Origin of the sequence: Flavobacterium sp. UBA4854 (assembly GCF_002399805.1) — a bacterium.
Taxonomy (GTDB): Bacteria; Bacteroidota; Bacteroidia; order Flavobacteriales; family Flavobacteriaceae; genus Flavobacterium; species Flavobacterium ginsengisoli.
In genome coordinates, this window is the sequence record NZ_DHEI01000010.1 from 6,893 (window position 1) to 25,748 (window position 18,856).

Below are 18,856 nucleotides of genomic sequence, written 5' to 3' on the forward strand. Positions count from 1 at the left end.
ATTTGGATTGGCATTCAGCCAGAAATCATCCCAAACCATTATACCGTATTTATCGCAGGCTTGATAAAATTCGTCGTCTGTAGTAGATCCTAACCAGTTGCGAATGATATTGTAATTCATTTCTTTATGAAGTTTGACTTTCAAGTCGTATTCTTCGCCTCTGCATCTCAGCATGTATTCGCTCATTCCCCAGTTTCCTCCTTTCAAGAAAACACGTTTTCCGTTAATGGAAATATGGAGCACGCCACCTTCTGTATCATAAGTATATTTTTTGATACCAAAAGTTATTTTCTGGCTATCTGAAACTACATTTCCAATTTTAAACGTAAACTGACAAGTGTATAAATTAGGATCTCCGTAACCGTTTGGCCACCATAATTTCGGATTTTGAATGGAAAGTTCTGGAAACTGTTCTTTGGTTAATTTTACATTTGTAATTCCATCGGCATCGAGACTTATTTTTTTGGAGAAAGTGATATTTCCTGGCATAATAACTCCGGTAAGAACACCTTCTTGATTTTGTGCTGATGAATTTTTAAGATCTACTTTTATTTCAAGGTCAGCACGGGCATTTGTTGGCAAACTGGTATGAACCCAAGGATCTGCAATAATTACTTTATCGGTGTTGCTTAAGAAAACATCATCTGTAATACCTGAATTTAATCCTGGAACATATGGCATCCAGTCCCAGCCAGCGCTAGAAATATAAGTTGGGCTTCCGTAATTGTTTAAAGGCTGTTTAGGAATGCTTACCAGAATGTTTAAAACGTTTTTTGCTTTACGATGCACCAATTTTGTAATATCAAATTTTCCTCGCTGCATCATACCGCTTAAAACTGCGATTTTTTTTCCGTTAAGGTAAATTTCTCCTTCGCGATTTATTCCTTCAAAATTAAGCCAGACAATTTCTTTAGTGAAGTTTTCGGGAATCGTAAATTCTGTTCGATACCAAAAACTGCGGTCATATTTTGCTTTGTCGACTTGATAAATATTATCGCCGAAATTTGGATCTTTTTCTAATCCGCTTAGTACATAGGAATTAAAGACAGTTCCCGGAACAACTGCTTTTACCCAATTGGCATCTGAATAATTTGGAGTAAATATTTTAAGACTGTCTTTTCCAATTTCTGCTTGGGGTTTTACTTTCCAAGCAATATCAGAAGAATTTAAGCTTACTCTATTTTGAGCATAAAAATTTAACGATAAGGCGTTTAAAACAAATAAATAGAGATAAAACTGAATAGTATAGAATTTCATTGTTATTTGAATGATTATAAAATTGTAATTTATTAAAATAGGAATGCCATTTTGGGCTCAGTTTCTAACAGAAAAGCTCACTACTGTTACTACACCTATACCCAAAATGGCATTACAAATCAAAACTGTGATATTAACCAAATCACATGACCAAAAAATAAAAAATTACTATTTAAAGTTTTTTTAGATATTAATAACCAGGATTTTGATCCTCTGGACCAATTTCATCATTAAGCTTGATCTCTCCAATCGGAATAGGATAACGGTTGTGAAATTCAGCAATTGTACCGTTTTGTTTAGCCCATTTGTTGCGAGCACCTACTAATTCTACCAATTTTCCTGTACGAATAAGATCCATTCTTCTCCAACCTTCAAAAGCTAATTCACGCATACGTTCGTCCAAAATTTGAACTCTAAATTGCGTTTGAGAAAGTCCACTCCACTTCATTGCATCAGGCAATGTTCCTCCAAAAGCTCTTGTACGAACTTGATTTACATATCCTTCGGCTTCTGTCGTGTTTCCTAATTCATTTAAACATTCTGCGTAGCTAAGCAATACGTCAGAGTATCTAATATAAGGTTTGTTTTTTCCTGAATTCCAAAATGATTGTTTTCCATCTACACGAATATCTTCATATTTTTTAATGTGCGGATCTAACTCATCTCCACCAAAACCAGCTGGAAGTGTTGGAGTAACTCCTTTATAAGTAAAGTCATAACGAATACTTGCCGCTTTACGCACATCACCTGCTTCCCATAATCCTCCATCAGTTTTATCTTTATAGCAATATTGAGTAGGAAGTATAAGGTCATAACCTCCAAAATAAGCATATTGGTCTATATTTGCTAAAACTCTTGAGCCTGTTTGCCATTGTATCTGGTTGTTATCTGGCCAGTTATTATTATACTGCCATTCGTATAAAGATTCTGGAGAATTAGCATGATCTGGGCTAAAAACATCTGCATAATTAGGCAATAAACTGTATTTTCCAGATTTAATAACTTCTTCAAACCATTGTTTTGCTTTGGCATAATCGCGGTATCCTGACGCTTGAGGAGCATATAGATACACTTTTCCTAAAAGTGCTTGCGCCACCCCTTTTGCAGGAAATGCAGGATTGCTTTGTGTTACAGGAAGTTTTTCGACTGCTCTTTCCAGATCGGCAACGATATAAGAATATACCAAATCTAAAGGCTGGCGTTTTAAACCAAATTCTGCCGATTTTGCTTTATCGTTAATTGGTATTTCTCCCCAATATTGTGTAAGCTCAAACATTAATGTAGCTCTTAAAAAACTAGCTTCACCCATTAAAAGATCGCGTTTTGCGCTATCATCTTCTGTATTGGTTCCTAATGCTCTAATAGATTGTGCGGCTACTTCAATTACTGGCCATCTATCATTCCACAATTGTCCAATTGCCTGATTTTCTTGGCTTAAAAAGCCATTGTATAAATCAAGTCCTGCTTGGTTTGCATCTCCTGTTACTTGCAAAGCTCCTTGTTGCGCTTCGTCTGTTCCAAGAGAAGTATAAAGACCCGCACGATCTTTTTGCATATTTCTCCAATTCGTAATAGCTCCTAAAAGAACAGGTTCTATTTTTCCTAAACTTCCATAAGCTTGGGCAGCAGTAAGTGAACTTTTAGGCTCTTCATCCAAAAAATCTGAAGAGCAGGATCCTGATAATATAGCTAGAGCCATAAAGGCTATAATTTTTGCTTTCATAAAAATAATTTTTAAAATTAATTTGATTAAAGAGTTACATTTAATCCCATAACTATCATTCTAGACATTGGATAAGAATCTCCTCCTTCAGGATCATAGCCTTTATACTTAGTAATGATAAATAAATTAGATCCTGTTAGATAAAATCTTGCATTTCTAAGAAAAACACTTTCTGCCACTTTGTTTTGTAATGTATATGATAATGTAAGTGCATTTAATCTTAGGAATGAAGCGTCTTGAATTGCTTTATCTGTTTCGCCTAATGTATATCTTCCTCCTCCATAATAAGCTCTTGGCACATCTGTATTAGTGTTAGTAGGAGTCCAACGATCCAAAAGATCTGTATGTGCTGCACTCATTCCTCCTGAGTTCATATAGCTTTCGTAAGTTCCACTTGGTCTTTTACCTCCTATAGAATAAGCAAATACAGCATTTAATCCAAAACCTTTATAGTTAACATCTGTAGAAAAACCACCATAGTAATCCGGATTCAAATCGCCAACCACATATCTGTCTTTATCGTTTATTACGCCATCGCCATTACGATCTTTAATTTTAATATCTCCAGGCTGAACAGTTCGGCTTCCGTAATTTACCTTGCTAAGGTCTTCTCCTTGTTGCGCTATACCATCATATTGAAATACATAAACTGTATTTACTGATTGGCCTAAGAAAAAGTTTCCTGTACGTTGGATCTCGTTATTACTATAACCGCCCAAATTGTATATCTCTGTAGCATCTCCATAAAGTTTTGTAACCTTATTTTTTGCCGATGATATATTGGCAGAAACATTCCATTTAAAATCTTTGTTTTTAATGATATCTCCGCTAAGTTCTAATTCTATACCTTCATTAGTTGTTGCACCAATATTATCCAGCTTGTATTTATATCCTGACGAAACTGGCATGTTACGCAACATTAAAAGATCGTCATTATTGATGTGGAAATAGTTAGCGCTTGCAGTCAATCTGTTTTGGAAGAAACCAGCATCTAGTCCAATATTAAATTGTTTTTGCTTTTCCCATCTTAAATCAAAATTATCGATGTAATTATCTGATACGTAAGTCCCAGAGTTATTACTAACTTGTGCATTGTATAAAGCAAAATATCTGTAAGCATCTACATTTTGGTTACCTACTGTACCATAACCTACGCGAAACTTAAGTTGATTTAATTTTTCGAATCCTTGAAGGAAATTTTCTTTAGCAATATCCCAACTTCCTGCTATCGAAGGAAAGGTTCCCCATTTATTATTAGGACCAAATTTAGAAGAACCATCTCTTCTTATTGTACCTGTAATATTATATTTACCGTCAAAAGTATAGTTTAATCTAGCGAAATACGATTGGTTTGAATAATCTGTAAAATTAGAGCCTAACTGTGCGTTATCTTTTTGATATGCTCCAGATAATGCCATATACGTCAAATCATCACTAACGAATCCGCGAGCTCTTACATCTGTACTATTACCTGAATTACTCATTACAGAGAATCCTCCCATTAAGCTTACGTCATGCTTTGCAGCAAAAACTCTACTGTAAGTTGCTGTATTATCCCATTGATAATTCAATTGTGAATATCTGTAATGATGTGCTTCTCCATTCATAGAATTTCTAAGCGATTGTCCTGTATAACTTGGCACATAATCGAAATTTGCCTGATCTGTAACGTCTACAGAAAGAGTAGTTCTGATATCAAGTCCCTTTACTGGTTTTAAACTTAAAAAATTACTACTTGTAAGTCTATTACGAGCACTTGAATTTATGATATCAAGACTTTTTATCGGATTATAAAGATTTTGGTCAAATACTTCACCATATCTAAGATAAGTAGCCTTAGGATCTATAGGCAATAATGGATTTGCTCCCAATGCCACGCCAAAAGCACTTCCTTCCTGATAATTAGTCTCACTTCTTGAAAAAGTAGTATTAGTACCAAACTGTAACCATGATTTTAAATCCTGAGTAAGGTTAATTTTCCCGTTATATCTTTTAAAATCAGAGTTTTTAAGAAGTCCTTCTTGGTTAACATAGTTAAAACTTACAAAATAAGTTCCTTTTTCTCCTCCTCCACTAAAACTTAAATTGTGGTTGGTTTGAAAGCCCGAACGCGTTACCTGATCTAACCAATTGTAACTTTTACCAGCTCTGTAAGATTCCAATTCATAAGGCGCAAATACAGTCGAACCATCTGACTTAATTTGATTGATATAAGCAGCACGATCAGCTCCTGGATGCTCATCCATATAACGATTTGCATAAGCGTCAACCCTTAGGTCAAATAACTGCTGGCCATTCATCAACGGGATAGTTCTTGCAAATTCAGATACACCAGTCCAGCTATCATACTGAATTTTTGCTTCTCCTGTTCTTGAACCTTTTTTTGTTGTAATTACGATTACTCCATTAGCCGCTCTTGAACCATATAATGCGGTAGCAGAAGCATCTTTAAGGATTTCCATACTCGCAATATCGTCAGTATTAATGTTTTCAAAATTGCCATCGGTAATCAAACCGTCAATTACAAATATTGGATTACCGCCAAAGTTTAGAGAATTATTCCCTCTAATTCTAATTGAACCTGCTTGACCAGGAACAGCACTTTGTTGCACATATACACCAGAAGAACGTCCTTGAAGTGCCTGCACTACATTTGGCGTAGGAACCTCTCGAAGCTTGTCGCCAGAAACACTGCTTACAGCTCCTGTTAAATCTCCTTTTTTCATTTTGGCCCCCACGATTACAACTTCAGTCAGTTCTTGTGTACTTGGAGTCAAAGAAATATTAATTTCAGATTTACTTGCTGTTACAGTCTTTGAATCAAATCCTATGAAACTAAATTCTAGTGTGGAGCCAGATTTTACGTTTGTTAATTTGTAACTACCATCAATGTCTGTAGCTGTAGAAATCTTAGTACCTTTTACCAGAATGGTTGCTCCAGGCAAAGGTAAGTTTTCATTATCTGTAACTTTACCGGTTATGGTTTGGGAATAAACTGTACCGGCAGAAAGCATAACTACTAAGAAGCATAAGTATCTTATTGCAATTCTCATAATAATTTGGTTTTTTTAGTTAATAAATTAGAGAGTTAGTTTTTTTATTTGTTTATTGAGCATCTAGAATATGAGAAAACGAATTGACTTATACTATACTATACTACAACATTACAAACATACAAATATTTTTATTACATCCAAATTTATGTTTAAGAATTTGCTATTTTTTTCAGTGATTTATTTCGTCTTTAATACAAATACACAGGAATAAAAACGAAAAACAGAATAGATAGCGAATCGTTTTAAAGAAATATCAGACAAAACATTAAAAGTATTAGGCTTAAAACAAGGAAAATCGTATGAATTTAAATCCTAGTCTAGCAAACTTAATTTTCAAAAAAAAACAAGATTTTACTTCTTAAGTGAAACAAAAAAGATGCACTATGGTGCATCTCTATCAAAAAGTTTTAAATCGTAATTTCTCTGATTCTTAGAATTTTAGAACTATGCGACTCCCCATTTTGAAAATAATATAAAGATACTCAGCATACCAATCAATAAAAGGGCGAAATACCAATATCGATTCTTCCAAGGAGTTAATTCAACAGATTCCAGTTTAATTTCAGCATAACTATAATTAGGATAAAATTTAGAAACCACTAACATACATACAGAAGTAAGCACAAATAGCAAGGCTAACATATGCAGATAATGCAGTTGAATATCTAGAAGGTAATTAAAAATAATATAGCTAAGAATAAAAAATATCATCCCAATTTTTGCTGCTTGAGGCGGTACTTTTTTAAATACAAAACCTACTAGAATAATGGTAAAAATTGGCACACAAAACATGCCTCCTAATTGCTGTAAATAGGTATAAAAACCTGCCTTGCTAAAGATGATAAATGGAGCTGAAAACATTGCTAAAGCCGAGACAATAATCTCAAACTTGCGTCCAGTGTAAACCAGATGCCTTTCTGTTACTTCTTTGTTTCTTTTCTCCAACCAAGGTTTATAGAGGTTAAGCACAAATAATGTACTACTGCTATTAAGTCCCGCATTAAAAGTACTAATTGCAGCACCCAAAACTACAGCGGCAGTTAAACCAATCATTACTCCTGGCAATGTATCTTTTATTACTAGCGGAAAAACTTCTGCTGTATTTTCTAATTTATCATAAAGATGAACTCCAACTAAACCAGGAATATTAATAATGAAAGGACAAAGCAACTTTCCTAAACAAGCCAATCCCATACCTTTTTGACTGTGCGATAAACTTTTGGCCGAAAGCGCCTGCTGCACAATAAATTGTTCCATTCCCCAATAATACAGATTCATGATAAACATTCCTGTAAAAATGGTATTAAGCGGAATCTCATCTTGAGGTCCGCCAATAGAATTTAAATGTTCTTTGTGTTCTGAAAGCAGAATATGGAGACCTTTAAACCAATCTCCGTTCCCTAAATATTTGAAGCCAAAATACGGAAAAGCAATTCCAATTGTCAGTAATCCGATACTTAAAACCGTGTCACTAATTGATATGGCACGCAAACCTCCTAAAACAGAATAAGCACAGCCTGTAAGTCCGATTACCCAAACCATAAACCAAATGTTCTGCCAATAGGTTAATTCTAAAGGTTGTAAAAAATTAAACATTCCGGTTAAGGCAACTGCGCCTCCATATAAAACAGCAGGAAGCAAATTGACCACATAACTGCAGAGAAATATTATCGAAACTAGTCTTTTAGTAGAATGATCGTAACGTTTTCCTAGATAATCTGGAATGGTCATGGCTCCAGTACGGAAATAAATTGGCAGGAAGAACTCAGCAACCAAAAGCATGGCTAGCACAGAACTTACGCCCCATGCTATCACGCTCATATTATTATTGTAAATAGATTCGTTTTCGCCTATAAACTGATTGGCACTGATATTGCTCAATAGTAAGGCTCCTCCAACGATAAAAAAATTATTGTTACGATCGGCAAAAAAAAGTCCATCTGTTGTCTGAACCTTTTTTTTTCGAGTTTTTAATGCTGAAATTACGGCAACTAAACCTGTTATTAGTAAAAAACTAACAATGGATGAAACGTTCATAAATTACAACGAATTTCTATCTATAAGAATTGTTGGAATGATTTCCTGAGTTTTTTTTCTGTTTAAAACAAAATCGGCTGCTTTTTTTCCCATTTCTGCGAAATCAGTAGAAAATGTCGTGACTCCATCAAAAATGATCTCTTTTACTATATCATCATTGTGTGAGATAAACCCAATGTCTTTACCAATTTTCAAACCTTTTATTTTTGAGTCTTTCAACATTTCCCAAAGTTCGAGATTATGAATGGTAAAGTACACTTTTCCTTTTTCTAGAGAACCAGCCGTATACTCCTCTTTTATAACTCCTTTGATATCATAATCTTTCATGAATCTTTTGAAGGAATTTAAAATTTCATTAGGTTCTGCAGACGACGGTTTAAAGAAGAAAACCAATTCGTCGTATTTTTTAATTTTATCTTTAAGCTGCACAAAAGCATTGTAAGACGAATCTCCAAACTCTTGTGCAACATAATTATAATCTTCATCTGTTTCTATAAAACGGTCTACCAATAACACTCTGTTTGTTGGAAGTTGTTTTAAGACATCTGGCGTTTTTTTGCTAGGAATCGGAGCAATAACAAACATTCCGTATTTTCCTTTTATATTCTGAACAATATTTTCGAATGTGCTAAAATTATTGTGATGGAAAAAAATATCCAATTGCACATTCTTTCCAAGCCCTTTTCTAAAATTCTCATAAAACGTTTCCTGAAAAATATCAAATGCAAAGATCAATAATGCAACTTTCAACTCCTGCTTTACATCATTAGTGGCAACAAAGTAACCCAATCTATTTTTGGATTCGATTATTCCTCTGTGAACAAGTTCTTTATAAGCTTTTGCAATGGTTTCTCTTGCAAAACCCAGTTCGCTTATAAAAGTATTTACAGACGGAAGCAAATCGCCTTTTGTGACTACCTTTTCATCAATGGCATTAATTATCCCCTGAACCAATTGCTCATGTTTAGATAAGGAATTAATAGATTCAAGATTTTTGATCTGTTGAATAATTTGCTTCATAAAACGTTTTAATAGGTATTTATTTAGAAAATATAGTATTACAAATATATACTAATGTTTATAATTTAGTTAAGCTTTAGTAATTTTTAAAACCACGCTGCTGTTTGATGGCGTAACATTTGGATTGATTCCCACTTGCATTAAGAAATCGCCAGAATAAACCGCTGTTTCTACTACTGGTTTTTTATCTGGATATACGTTGATTTCTTCTATTTTATAATTTTGATTTGCCTGCAATCCTTTTAATTTTATTGGAAGGTGTGTTCCTGCTTCGTATCTTGAATTAACAGAATAGCTGAAAACCACTCCTTCATTTCCATTTTTATTGACAAACATTACAGACGCCGCATCATTTCCATACGGATCTTGTAAACGATATTGATCACCATGCCAAATAGTATTGCTTAATGCATGGTAATTTTTGATAGCCTGTTGTGTAAAAGTTAAGTCTTTATCGTTTAATTCTTTCACCACAATATCAAAACCTAATCTTCCCATCATAGCAACGTCTGTACGATATTTTAAAGGTTGTTTCCCCCAGTCTGTAACGTGTGCCGCGATAGTCAAGGCAGGATAAAAATAAGAGTACTCATATTGCATGTACACACGCTCCAAAGGATCTGTGTTGTCACTTGGCCAGAATTCTGTAAAATATTTCAAAGCTCCGTAATCTACTCTTCCTCCACCACCAGAACAAAGCATCATTGGTACTGTTGGATATTTTACACGAATACGCTCCAATACTTTATAAAGTCCGTTTACATAATCTGTATAAAAGTTGTTTTGTTTGTCTTTTAAATAACTAGAATATGCATTGTAAATTACTGCATTACAGTCCCATTTAATATAAGCCAATTCTGGATTTTCGGTAAAAAGATTGTCTACAACTCCATAAACAAAATCTTGAACTTTTGGATTAGACAAATCTAAAACCAACTGATTACGGAAATAATGTTCTGTTCTTCCTGGCTGTTTTACAATCCATTCTGAGTGTTTTTTGTACAAATCACTTGCCGGGCTTACCATTTCTGGCTCAATCCAGATTCCGAATTTTACCTGATTGTCTTTGGCTGTTTTAACTAAAGTTCCAATCCCGTTTGGCAATTTCTTTTTGTTAACTTCCCAATCTCCTAAAGCCGCATCGTCATTGCTACGCGGATAAGTGTTTCCAAACCATCCGTCATCTAACAAGAACATATCTACACCTAGCTTTTTACTGTCAGCAATTAGGACTTTCAATTTGTCTTCATCAAAATTAAAATACGTTGCTTCCCAGTTGTTTAATAAGGTCAAACGATCTCCTTTTCCGTCTAAGATTTTATAATTTCTTGACCAATCGTGCAGATTACGGCTTGCGTGTCCTTTTCCTTTAGATGATAAAGTGTACCAGAATTTAGGTGTTGTAAAAACTTCGCTTTTAGCCAGTTTGTAAGCAGCCGCTGCATTATTAATTCCAGAGATTACACGAAGGTTATTCAACGGATCTAGTTCTAAATCAGTCCTAAAGTTTCCTGACCATTCCAAACCTGCAAATAAAACTTTTCCTTCGTCTTCTGAAGCTGGTTTATCTAAAGAAACCATAAATACTGAAGGCTGAAATAAATTGGTGCGAGATCCTAATTTAGTATCCAAAGTTTTAATTCCGTGAGTAATTTTAGCTTCCTCAGATTGCATTTCTTTGGCCCATTCACCATGATATTGGTTTAAATAGAAATTGTTGTATCCTTTTAAATATAAGTTAGCCGAAGCGTATTTATTTAAAGTAATACTTCCCTTTTCGTTATGCTGTATGGTTGTCCATTGCTCAATAACATCGGTATCGTAATACGCCTGAATAAACAAATGAACCTCAACAGGATATACCGGATCTTTTAAAGTGATTTCGGTTTGAGAAACTCCTGTACTAACCGTGTTGGTTTTATGGCTTACATATAACAAATCTAACGAAGTGTTTCCGTCAGCATGAGTTACGGTAATAGCTGGTTCTAATAAATTTTTAGATCCAGAAGCAGTATAAGCGGCATTATAAATACCTGAATAATCGGTTCCTTGACGAAACTGACTTTGTATTTTGGCATAATCTGAATCGTTTGCCAATTTTTCTCCTAAATAAATAGTACTTACTTCTTTGCCTTTATTTACCTGTAAAACCAATGCATTTGATTTTGTTTTTACAGCTATAATTTCTTGTGCTGTTATTGAACTGCAATAACTCGTGAGAATAAAAAATGCTATCGCAAAAGACTGCCTTAAATTGATACTTTGTTTTTTCATTTTATTATGTATTATTTTTTACTTCTTTTCTTGTGTAATTCCTTTCCAATTATCTGTTCTAAATGATGACGCAGGAAGACCTGATGCATTTGTCAGATTTCCGTCTGGATTATCTGCCCAGTTGTATCGAACCGCTGCAGGATTTGGAACGTTCTGCGCATATACGATCACTTTTCCGTTTACTATTTTTGCTTCTGCCCAATAAAATTTCTGATCTGCTCCCGCAATAGAAAATCCTTTCAGCATACCTTCTTTAGCTTTAATTTCAGTGTTAAAATCAAAATCTAAAACAATTGTATTGTTTTCAATTTTAAAAGATTTATAAAGCGGTCCCGAATAATCGATTTTGGCATTATACACTTTTGCTAAAGCAATATTAGCGAGACGACCTCCTACATCTTGTTTATTTTTTGGGTGAATATCTTCTCCATTTCCAATATCAGTGGTTACGGCCATTCCTGTATTTGGCAGTTTTAAAGCCATGAATTGTGCCTCTCTTAATTCTGCCCAATCCGAATCTCCAGGTTCTTGTTTCTGCTGTTTGTAATTGGCTAACTGCACAAAGAAAAACGGAAGATTTTTATCTTTAAACTGAGTTCGCCAGTCGTTTATAAGCAGCGGAAATAATTTTTGATATTGAAAAGCTCTTTCTGCATTGCTTTCTCCCTGATACCAGATTACTCCTTTTATTTTGTAATCTGCCAAAGGAGCAATCATGGCATTGTATATTGCACTTGGCCTATTTTGCCCCTGAGCCAGATAAGGTCGTGCAGGCAAATCTTTACTGTCTGCACCTATATTGTATTTCCAATCTCCTGCTAAGGAAATAATTTCTTTATCTGATTTTAAAGCGATATTTTCTTCTCCATAAATACCTCCATTTCCTGCTCCGTCATATACTCTAATGGTAATTACGTTTTCTCCTTTTTTCAAATATTTTGATGGAATGGTATAATCACGCTCTACGTTATATCCTTTTGTTTCTCCAATATAATTTCCATTTACCCAAATCATATCATCATCATCGGCAAAATAGCTTAGAGTAAAATCTTTACTGTTATCTGAGATGCCAACCTTTTTTCTGAACCAAACTATACCGTCAAAATTTCCTAATCCGTTGCTGTCAAAAAAAGAAGGAACCTTCATTGTTTTCCATGAAGCATCGTCAAAACCAACTGAAGCCCAGATTGCTTTTTCGTTCTGATATCCTTTGTCAGCATTAGCTAGATGTTTTTCCCAAACCGCTAAATCAGCATTGTATTTTTTCTCTAAAGTTTCTCTGCTTGATTCAGATTTCATCGCTTCTATCTGAGCATCAAAATCATGAATGGTGCTTAACGCTCCAGAACTTGTCCAAGCTTCTATCAATGTTCCTCCCCAAGAAGAATGGATTAATCCGATCGGAATCTTTTTTTCTTTATAAATTTTTCTAGCAAAAAAATAAGCTGTTGCACTAAAATCTGCTATAGTTTTAGAATCGCAGACATTCCATCCATTATGCTGCACTTTTAGCGTATTTAATGGTAAAGTGCTTTCTATATGTTCTGCTTGCAATAATCGAATCTCGGGATAATTGGCGTTTGCAATTTCTTCTTTATAATTCTCTATTTTTCCCCATCCTTCAAGCGGCATTTCCATGTTGCTTTGTCCAGAACACAACCACACTTCTCCAATTAGAATATTTTGAAGCGTTTTTACTTCTCCATCATTTATTGCAATCGTATAAGGTCCGCCGTAAGCAGGCGTTTTTAAAACTACATTCCACTTACCATTTACAACGGCAGCTTTATATGTTTTTTTATCCCAAGAACTTGTAACTGATACTGATTGCTGATTGCTTTCTCCCCAAAACGGAACGGTGCTTTTTTGCTGCAAAACCATATTATCAGTAAAAAAAGAAGGCAACTTTACTGTAGCATTTGCTGCAACCGAAACCAGTCCTATTACAGCTAACAGAATATTATTTAAAAGATATTTTTTCATGCTGAATCTATTATCGTTTTATAATTTTATACAAATGAGCATCTTTTGAACCAAGATTTACATTTAAAGTATTGTCTTTTATTTCGCTCTTTTGAGAAGTAAAAAGATCTTCGATTTGATAACTTCCTTTTTGAATATCTAATCTCTCCAATGGTAAAGCATAGCTTTTTGCTTCGTTTCCATAATTGAAAACAGCGATATACCAATCGTTTTCTATTTTCTGCTGAAAAACTTCAGTTGTATGTTTTCCTGTATTTCCTTCTACTGGTCGAAAAGCCACGCCATGAGCCACAATCTTAAGCAATTCTTTGTTCTGAAGCCATTCTTTGGCGCGTTTGCTCCAAATTCCTTCCTTACTGTAATCGTCTCCTGTAATTAATGTTCCTGTGATTATTGCAGAAATTAATCTTGCACGGTTTTCTCCCTCTGTAACATCAGCAAAAACAACATGATCGGCATCAATATAATCATACGAATAGGTTTGCCACCAGCCGTAATTTACGCTATTCAGAGTATATTGAGTCTGCTCGATAGTTTTCCAAGCATCGCATGCAATACGTCTTACATGAGCGTAACGAGAGGTTGCCATATTTGGAGAAATTGCGGCATAAATAAGCATTTGTCCGTCTAGTGCATTTACCAAATGCTCCATTCCTACTTTGTAAGCCTGCATTCCTGTTGTGACATTTTTATCATAAAAAGAAGAAGATTCAGCCGCTGCATGTCCTAGAAAGTCGATTTTGATCATTTTGAAGCCACACGCTTTTAGTTTATTAATTACATAATCAACACGTTTTAGCGTACCAGGATGCGTTGGATCAATTGCGCGTGCGCCATCAAAATCAAAATACGTATTTCCAGTTTTTGTCCACATTTCGCCAAAAGTATAATCGCTTCCTTCTGCTTTACGGTTTGGTCCGTCTTTCCAGCCCCAATCTGTAAAAGGCGCCCAATAGGCTCCTGGTTCTAATCCTTTACTTTTACAATAATCTGCAAATTCTTTTAGTTTGCTGAAATCTCCTGTAAAACCGCCTTTTACCATATTATCCCAAAATGAATCAAGATCGATATAAGCTGTATTTCCTACTCGAAACTGCGGAATTTGATTCGCAAAAAAATCAGCAACTTTGGTCGTATTCTCGTAATTGATTTTTTCCATCAAAACGCCCCAGCTGTTCCATCCCACTGGAGTTGGCCTATCCCATTCAAAAACATACGGTTTTTCTACAATACGATTGGTTTTAGCATATTCTTCCATTCCGTTTCTCCAATCGGAATAATAACCAACAAAGAATTTTGGCGACAATACTTTGTTTCCTCTTACCAAACCGTGCGCAATGCTGTCTCGCGTTATTTCTTTTTCAGAAAAACCTGCCCAAGCCGAGAATAAAGGCTCTTTATTTTTGTTGATTGATTTTACAGCACTTTTCCAAACGGTATGTTCTAAAGAACCTACTATAAAACCATTTCTAGAAGAGTTATTAAATACTATTCCAACTTCTGCACTTGTATTATTTGAAATTGTGTCTAATTTTTTAGAATTATAACTCGCCCAAGCATCATTATCATAAGGAACAAAAACAGTTTGCAAGTTTTCTACTTTATCAAAAGTAATTTTTCCTAAATCTAATGGCGCAATATAATTGGTTGCTACTTGCTTCTCGTTTCCTAAAATTTCAATTTGAGTTATAAAATAAGATCGATTATTATAGGTAAAGAAATTTTGAATTAAAGTTGGATTGTTTTTATCCTTATAAGTTAGAATGTACTTTGTTCCTTTTCCTAAATTATCTGTTAAAGGTTCTTTTGATAAAACCGCTTCAGGATAATCACTAATAGAAATTGTTTTACCATTAACAACAACCGAAGCTTTTGCTCCAGAAAAAATATTTTTACCAGACTGGCTTACTGCTATTGTTTTGTTTTTAGCATCATAAGTAATGCTGCCATTTTTTCCAAAAGTCATTTTTATGCTTTTTTGAGCCTGCATAAATGGACTAAAAAAAAGCATTATTATACTAGACAAAAACAGCTTTTTTATTAATAAACAATGTGGTTTCATTAATTTTATTTTTGGTTATTATACTATTCTATACTACAATGATACGAATTAAAATTTACCCTGCAAGAACATTGCAAAAAATACTGCTTACTTTTTTTGCTCAAACAAACATAATTACCTAAAAATCAACATCTAACATAATTACAAAAGAGCTTGATTTTTTTTCTTCAAAATAGTCATTTTGACAATAATTATGACATAATCTCAAAAATCTAACTAAAAATATACATCTCAAAAAATTTTATAAATCAAAAATTATCATTTTAACATTCTAGCCAAAACAAAAAAATCCCGATTCTCAACTAAAGTGAAAATCGGGATTTTTGAAAGTTTTAAAAGTCTTTAATTCTTGACAAACTTAAAGTTTTGCACCGGATGTCCAGTCGCTTTTACTTTTACCATATAAACACCCTTTGAAAGTCCGTTTACTGGTATTTCTGAACTAATCATGTCTTCGGCAGTAATAGCATTCTTCCAAACTTCTTTTCCGCTTATATCATATAATGAAATTGTCGCTGTACCATTAATTACTTGATCAAACTTAATTCTGAAACTGTTTGATGCAGGATTAGGAAAGACATAATTTGTAGAAGCAGTTGGCCAATTGTAACTTGGCGCACTTAGTACTCCTGCATTCGAAATAGCATAAATAGCCGCATCTGCCTGAGGCAATTGAACATTCAATGTGCTTTGAGCAGTACTTGTCGCTCCAGAATAAAGCTCTTTAACGGTATAATTTCCAGATCCAAGCCCCAGACGACTAAAACTGATATTATTTGTCATCGTTGTATTTCCGTAATTAAAAACTGCTACATAAGTAACGTTGTTATATGTTGCAGAAAATACATTTGCGGCATTGTATCCTGTGTTTCCATCGGCAGGAATAAAATGCATCTCATTACGAGCAACATTCATTACATCATTATTTTGCAAAAGACTCTGTGCAGTTGTTTTCCACTGACCCGCAACAGAAAAATCATCACCTGCAATTACTGTTCCTGTAACCACGATACTTAATAATCTTGCACGATTTTGCCCTATTGAAGCAGTCCCAAAAACAATATGATCTGCATCTATATAATCGTAAATTTGATTTTGCCACCAGCCATAAGTTGTACTGTTCAAAGTATAATCTGTTTCGTTTATGTTTGTGTAGGCATCGCATGCTATACGTCTTACGTGCGCAAAAGGGCCTGTAGCCAAATTAGGAGATATTGCGGCTTGCACTAACATCGTTCCGCCAATTTCATCAATCAAATATTTCATTCCTTCCTGATACGCTTCCATACCCGTATGAAGCTGATTATTTGCAAAACTGTCAGCTTCAATACTCGCATGCGTTAAAAAGTCAATTTTTATCATTTCGAATCCTGCGGTTTTGAAACGATTTATAAAATAGTGAATTCTAGCCTTAGTTCCTGGACTTGTCGGATCCATAGCATAAGCTCCATCCAACTCCAAAGGATTTCCGTTAACTTTTGTCCAACATTGATTATAAGTATATGAACTTTCTTCAACCTGACGATTGTATTTTCCCCAATCTACAAAAGGAGCCCAATAAATTCCAGCCTTATAGCCTTTACTTTTTGCGTAAGTAACAAATTGAGCCAGCTCAGCATCACTCATATTGTCCCAATAAGAATCAAGATCAATATATAAAGTATTGTCTTGAGTTTTAAATGCAGGACAATCATTATGAAAAAAATCTACAACTGCTTTTGCTTTCGTCAAGTTAATATTGGTTTGCATAGCTCCCCAGCTGTTCCATCCAATTGGTTTTGGCGCTGTCCAGTCAAAAATGTATTTAGGCTGCATTGCTGCATTTGCTTGCGCAAATTCTTCGAATCCTGTTCTCCAATCGTCTGTAGCATTAATCATTACTTTTGGAGAAGGGCAACTTGTCTGCCCCACGTTTACCCAACCATGTCCTCTTGCATCTCGGGTTACATCTTGTTTTGTCCAACCTGCAATTACCGAAACATAAGCTGATGAAGAACCGCCGCCACTTACTGTAACACCTGTTTTCCATTTTGTATGCTCCAACGAACCAATTACCAAACCTTTACGATTGGTGTTATTATAAATATTAGTTACCTCAGATGCTGTAAAATCAGCCGAATTTAAAGTATAGGCATTATATCGAATCCAGGCATCGTTATCGTAAGGAACAAATACAGCTCTAGTATCTCCTGTTCCAAAATTTGGCGTTACCTGATTACTGGTTAAAGGAGACATTTTATAGCAGTTTGAACCATTTCCTGTCAGCACAACTTGTACAACCAGATAATTTTTATTGGTATAGGTATAAAAAATCTGCTGCATTCCGAGCGAATAATTTCCACTTAAAGTAAAAATGTGCTTAGTTCCGCTTCCCACATTATCGGTAAATGATTCTGAACTATAAACCGCTGAAGCAAAATTAGTACTCACATATTGCTGATCGCTATTTGCATAAGCAGATGCATTGCTAATTACAGTCGCACCATTAAATTTTATGCTATACGTTTTATTGGTTAAATTATAAACGATACTATTATTTGTTCCAAAAGCAATAGTTTGGTTAGTTCCTGCTGCTAAAGGTGTTAAAATAAATTTGTCGAGATTAGGAGCCCATGAGTTGGTATTATCCCAAAGCAAAGTTGTTGTGCCGCTGTTCAAATAAACGCTTATGTTTTTAGAAGCAGCTGTACTCCATCCTCCACTCGGTTCGCAAGGAATTGCAATCGCCGCGGCAGAGCCAGCTGTTAATCGAATCGCACGTGGATCTCCCGTACAATAAAACAATTGCAGATTGTACCAACCCGTTGTTGCTACAGTAACATTTACAGAAACGCTACCCGTTCCTCCTAAATTACCGACAATTTTTCCTGAACAGGAATCGCAATTTTGAATGTCAGCATTTCCTGTGCGGGTACCATTTTCAAATTCGTAACTCTGACTCCAACTGCAAATCGTTAATAAAAATAGCATTAAAGTCAGTAGTTTTTTAACCGACACTTTTTCTTTTGTAATTTTTTCTTGCATAGTTTTTCAATATTAGTTAGTAAGATTTAGTACTATTCTGTACTATACCACAATAATAAGAAAAATATTAGTATAACATTAAAAATCAGACGATTTAATTATTTAGTCGAAACAAATTAAACAGAGAGCCAATAAAACTGATATCTTTTCTCTGCTAAAATATTTTTAGATTACAAAGTCTCTTTCTTCGTTGACTTTGAAACCCTTAACTTTATTGATCACTGTTCTTTTTACTACTCTATTATTTTCTTTAGAAATAATTCAAAAAAAATTTTCACAATTAAAAAAACGCCTTATATTTGCACTCGCAATCACGAAACGATTGCGACATACTGGAGAAATGGCAGAGCGGTCGAATGCGGCAGTCTTGAAAACTGTTGACTGTAACAGGTCCGGGGGTTCGAATCCCTCTTTCTCCGC

The 18,856-nt window shown here is 34.7% G+C and carries 9 protein-coding genes and 1 tRNA gene; 1 reads left to right on the forward strand and 9 read right to left on the reverse strand.

The features are described from left to right. The 9 genes from B3J44_RS00915 to B3J44_RS00955 all read right to left on the reverse strand — a co-directional run. On the reverse strand, positions 1–1,257 hold a 1,257-nt coding region (locus tag B3J44_RS00915; protein WP_349678280.1), incomplete at its 3' end, for a glycoside hydrolase family 2 protein. 190 nt (positions 1,258–1,447) lie between these two features. Further along, entirely contained in the window at positions 1,448–2,980 is a 1,533-nt protein-coding gene (locus B3J44_RS00920) for a RagB/SusD family nutrient uptake outer membrane protein (protein ID WP_286964997.1), read from the reverse strand. Positions 2,981–3,006: 26 nt separating this feature from the next. Next, positions 3,007–6,033 carry a SusC/RagA family TonB-linked outer membrane protein gene (locus B3J44_RS00925; RefSeq protein WP_286964998.1) on the reverse strand — a complete coding sequence of 1,009 codons (3,027 nt, stop codon included), beginning with the start codon at positions 6,031–6,033 and terminating at the stop codon, positions 3,007–3,009. Positions 6,034–6,480: 447 nt separating this feature from the next. Next, a complete protein-coding gene (locus B3J44_RS00930; protein ID WP_286964999.1) occupies positions 6,481–8,073 on the reverse strand; it encodes a solute:sodium symporter family transporter in 1,593 nt (530 codons plus the stop codon). A gap of 3 nt (positions 8,074–8,076) precedes the next feature. After that, positions 8,077–9,093, reverse strand: a complete 1,017-nt coding sequence (locus B3J44_RS00935) for a GntR family transcriptional regulator (protein ID WP_198856746.1) — start codon at positions 9,091–9,093, stop codon at positions 8,077–8,079. Between the two features lie 69 nt (positions 9,094–9,162). Continuing rightward, positions 9,163–11,367, reverse strand: a complete 2,205-nt coding sequence (locus B3J44_RS00940; RefSeq protein WP_286965000.1) for an alpha-galactosidase — start codon at positions 11,365–11,367, stop codon at positions 9,163–9,165. An 18-nt stretch (positions 11,368–11,385) separates the two neighbouring features. Continuing rightward, positions 11,386–13,350, reverse strand: coding sequence for a sialate O-acetylesterase (locus B3J44_RS00945; protein WP_286965001.1), 1,965 nt, complete (start codon positions 13,348–13,350; stop codon positions 11,386–11,388). Positions 13,351–13,360: 10 nt separating this feature from the next. Next, positions 13,361–15,316, reverse strand: a complete 1,956-nt coding sequence (locus B3J44_RS00950) for an alpha-galactosidase (protein WP_286965002.1) — start codon at positions 15,314–15,316, stop codon at positions 13,361–13,363. A 438-nt stretch (positions 15,317–15,754) separates the two neighbouring features. Next, on the reverse strand, positions 15,755–18,436 hold the full coding sequence (locus B3J44_RS00955) for a T9SS type A sorting domain-containing protein (protein ID WP_286965003.1): 2,682 nt from the start codon (positions 18,434–18,436) through the stop codon (positions 15,755–15,757). A gap of 334 nt (positions 18,437–18,770) precedes the next feature. Here B3J44_RS00955 and B3J44_RS00960 point away from each other — a divergent pair. After that, positions 18,771–18,855 (forward strand) — tRNA-Ser (locus B3J44_RS00960). Position 18,856 lies beyond the last annotated feature (1 nt).

What these genes read in the sequence shown, in the direction of transcription:
- B3J44_RS00920 (WP_286964997.1), bottom strand. Translation starts at nt 2,980, where the DNA reads ATGAAAGCAAAAATTATAGCCTTTATGGCTCTAGCTATATTATCAGGA.
- B3J44_RS00925 (WP_286964998.1), bottom strand. Translation starts at nt 6,033, where the DNA reads ATGAGAATTGCAATAAGATACTTATGCTTCTTAGTAGTTATGCTTTCT.
- B3J44_RS00930 (WP_286964999.1), bottom strand. Translation starts at nt 8,073, where the DNA reads ATGAACGTTTCATCCATTGTTAGTTTTTTACTAATAACAGGTTTAGTT.
- B3J44_RS00935 (WP_198856746.1), bottom strand. Translation starts at nt 9,093, where the DNA reads ATGAAGCAAATTATTCAACAGATCAAAAATCTTGAATCTATTAATTCC.
- B3J44_RS00940 (WP_286965000.1), bottom strand. Translation starts at nt 11,367, where the DNA reads ATGAAAAAACAAAGTATCAATTTAAGGCAGTCTTTTGCGATAGCATTT.
- B3J44_RS00945 (WP_286965001.1), bottom strand. Translation starts at nt 13,350, where the DNA reads ATGAAAAAATATCTTTTAAATAATATTCTGTTAGCTGTAATAGGACTG.
- B3J44_RS00950 (WP_286965002.1), bottom strand. Translation starts at nt 15,316, where the DNA reads ATGACTTTTGGAAAAAATGGCAGCATTACTTATGATGCTAAAAACAAA.
- B3J44_RS00955 (WP_286965003.1), bottom strand. Translation starts at nt 18,436, where the DNA reads ATGCAAGAAAAAATTACAAAAGAAAAAGTGTCGGTTAAAAAACTACTG.